3 protein-coding genes are annotated in these 2926 nt (G+C 59.7%); 1 reads left to right on the top strand and 2 read right to left on the bottom strand.

All coding sequences use genetic code 11. From position 1 onward, the window contains the following. Positions 1–170, top strand: a 170-nt coding sequence (locus tag I2E26_RS04905; RefSeq protein ID WP_195419832.1) for an S-adenosylmethionine:tRNA ribosyltransferase-isomerase, incomplete at its 5' end; no start/stop codon positions are given. A gap of 90 nt (positions 171–260) precedes the next feature. Here I2E26_RS04905 and I2E26_RS04910 read toward each other — a convergent pair. Together I2E26_RS04910 and I2E26_RS04915 are read right to left on the bottom strand one after the other, a co-directional pair. Then, entirely contained in the window at positions 261–962 is a 702-nt protein-coding gene (locus tag I2E26_RS04910) for a helix-turn-helix domain-containing protein (protein WP_195419833.1), read from the bottom strand. Positions 963–1619: 657 nt separating this feature from the next. Further along, on the bottom strand, positions 1620–2926 hold a 1307-nt coding region (locus tag I2E26_RS04915; protein WP_229056421.1), incomplete at its 5' end, for a coproporphyrinogen III oxidase family protein.

Here is a 2926-nt window from a genome sequence, read left to right on the forward strand (position 1 = left end):
CCTTCCACGTGGTGGACGCGATGATCACCAACTTCCATGTACCGCGCTCGACGCTCATGATGCTCGTCTCGGCATTCGCGACGCGCGAGCAGATCATGGCTGCCTACGAGGCGGCGGTGGAGGAGCGCTATCGCTTCTTCAGCTTCGGCGACGCGATGCTCATCGAATAATCGGCACCTACGTGCTGACGAAAGGGCGCCGGCATCCCAGCGGGGTGCCGGCGCCCTTTGCGTTGGCGAATGATGGAAATCTTCTTACTCCTAGTGCTTTTTATTAGATATGGCTTCTTTCAGCGGATGGGATGGGTCGAGCAGGATCTCGAGTACGATCCAGAGGACGGCGAAGGCGATGGTGGCCGGCAGCGACTCGCTGAGCGCGAAGACCACGTCGAGCACGAACCAGAACAACATGCCGACGATGATCGAGATGATGAAGTAGTTGCGTTTGACGAACGACGCGAAACTGCTGTCCGCGCGGTCTGCGGAGCCCTTCTTGATATCTCCCAGCATGTAGTCCCCGAGCTCGACATCGTTCGAGAGGTGATGTTTGCGCGTAAGGAAGGCGATGCGCCCTATGGTGGCGGCGAGCGCCGCGAGAAAGAGCAGCATGATGATGAGCGAGAGGTTGCCCTGGTGCGTTGTGTCTTCGAGCAGTTTGTCGACGGGGAAATAGAGGATCGCGATGCCGAGCAGGACGATCCAGAGCAGCTTGAGTTCTCGACGGTCGGCAGAGATGCGCTTGGCGACCCGCGCCTCTTCATCCGAAACGAGCTCCTCGAGTTCGATATCGAATATATTGGCGAGGGAGGCGACGGTTTGGATGTCGGGAAGCGTCTTCGCATTCTCCCAAGATGAGATGGTTTGCCGGGAGACATGGCAGGCGCACGCGAGCTCTTCTTGGGACATGCCGAGTGCCTCGCGATGGACGCGGATCCGCGAGCCGATTGCCTTCGATCCCTTCATGGTGTCCTCCTTTGCTTTTGGGGTGGTAACTATCGCCTTAAGGGTAGGCGAGCACGTCGCTACCGTCTGTCAAAAGGCCTTTACATGGGGGTGCATTTTGATCGGAAAACCGTCTGCGGTTACAAACCTACCGCTTGCGGAGAATGTGGTTTCGAATGAAGATACCAGCACTATATGGGAATAAAGAGGGCGAGCAAAGAAACAGTCGCCCCAAGAAAGCGACCGACGCAGGAGGTGATTCCGGTGGGCAGTGAAGAGATATCAGCTTTTGGGCCCGCTGGCAGCGAGACCGAGGTCGAGTAGCTAGAGACGAGCGTTCTCGTCCATGAGGTAATCCGACGTCGTATCGGAGGCGACCGTTGAGGGATCGTCGCCCGGGCCCACAAAGTTCAATCGCATACCGATACCTTCGGTAGGAGATTTGAGGGGATTCCAAAGTACAGATTAGTGGAGCGGCACCGCGGCGGCGGCGCCGCTTCTTTTTGCGACAGGGCTGCATCGCGTGGCCTGGGGCCGCATATCGAAACACCCTTGCACCGTTAGGGAGGGGAGGGGGTATAACGGTGAGCCGCCTCCCATCTCCTGGACTTATTATCCAGTCCAAGAAATGGGAGGCAGTTCATGACGGGGTCTCCCCCGCTTTTTGGCGGAGTTCGACTACGATTGCGTGCCGTCGCCGAAGAGCAGCTCTCGTTCGGGGCCGACGAGCGCGGCGCGCGCCTGGTCTCGTAGCTCGTTAAGGCCTGAGAGGAATTGCCGCTGCATGACGAGGGCGTAGTAGCGGCCTTTGGCGGTGAGCGTGAGCTCGTCGGCGGTATTGGTTGCGAAGGCCCCGTTTGCGCTCATGAATGCCATCTCGACCGGAAGGCCGCGTTCGACGCTCACGCCGAAATCGCGCTCGAAGCGCTTCTTGTCGAGCCTGAGCGCATAGAGCTCCTGCATGAACCTATAGCGCATGAGGTCGCGCTTGCTCAGCGCGGCCTTGCCCATGAGCGACATGCGGCCGTCATCGATTGCTTCGTTGTATTCGCGCAGGCTGAATGTGTTGACGTAGATGGTGCCGCCGAGATGCGTGACCGCGCCCGATCCGATGGCGGGGTATTCCTCATAGGAGACGCCGAATTCGTCGACCGGTATCTCGCCGCAGGCATGGAACCCGCATCCCGCGCGGTTGAATGTCCAGACGGTGCGCCGTTCGAACGCGGCGCCGTCGCCATCTGCGAGCTCGGCATCGAGGAGCCGGTAGTAGGCATACTCGCGTTCGTAGTCGGGGCTTCCCAGGGTGTCGAGCATCTTCTTGGTGGTCGCGCGGGAGAAGTACAGGGGCGAGAAGGTCGTTTGCTGGCAACCGCACTCCTTGATGAGTTCGATATCGCGCCGAAGGACCGATTCGGTCTGCGAAGGGAAGTTGAAGATCATGTCGACGTTGAGGATGTCGAAGCGCGCCGCCGCCTCGCCGATGCGATCGAAGATCTCCCTGCCGCTGCCGTATTTCTCGTACCGGTCCATCTGCCGTAGCAAGTCGTCGTCGAAGCTCTGCACTCCGACCGACAGGCGCTGGATGCGACCTTCCATCTGATCGAGATATGGCTTGGCGAGGTGGTTGGGATTGGTCTCGCAGCTTATCTCTTGTATGGAAAAGAGGTCGCGCGCGAGGTCGAGGGTCTGGCAGAGCTCATCGATGAGGATGGTGGGCGTGCCCCCGCCGCAATAGACGCTCTCGAAGTCGTAGCCAAGGTCCTCGAGCATGCGCATCTCTCGGCGCAGGCGGTCGAAGTAGGCGCGCGCGATGTCTTCACGGAAGGGATAGCGGTTGAAGCTGCAGTATGGACAGAGCCGTTGGCAGAAAGGGATGTGCATGTAGAGCATGTAGCGCGCGCCGGGCGTAGGCGCGGGCAGCCGCGCTTCGGTTGTCGGTTCGAGTGCGAGCTCGTGTTTTGCCAGCGTCTTTATGACGCCGGTGA

It is taken from the genome of Collinsella sp. D33t1_170424_A12 (assembly GCF_015554865.1).
Lineage (GTDB): Bacteria > Actinomycetota > Coriobacteriia > Coriobacteriales > Coriobacteriaceae > Collinsella.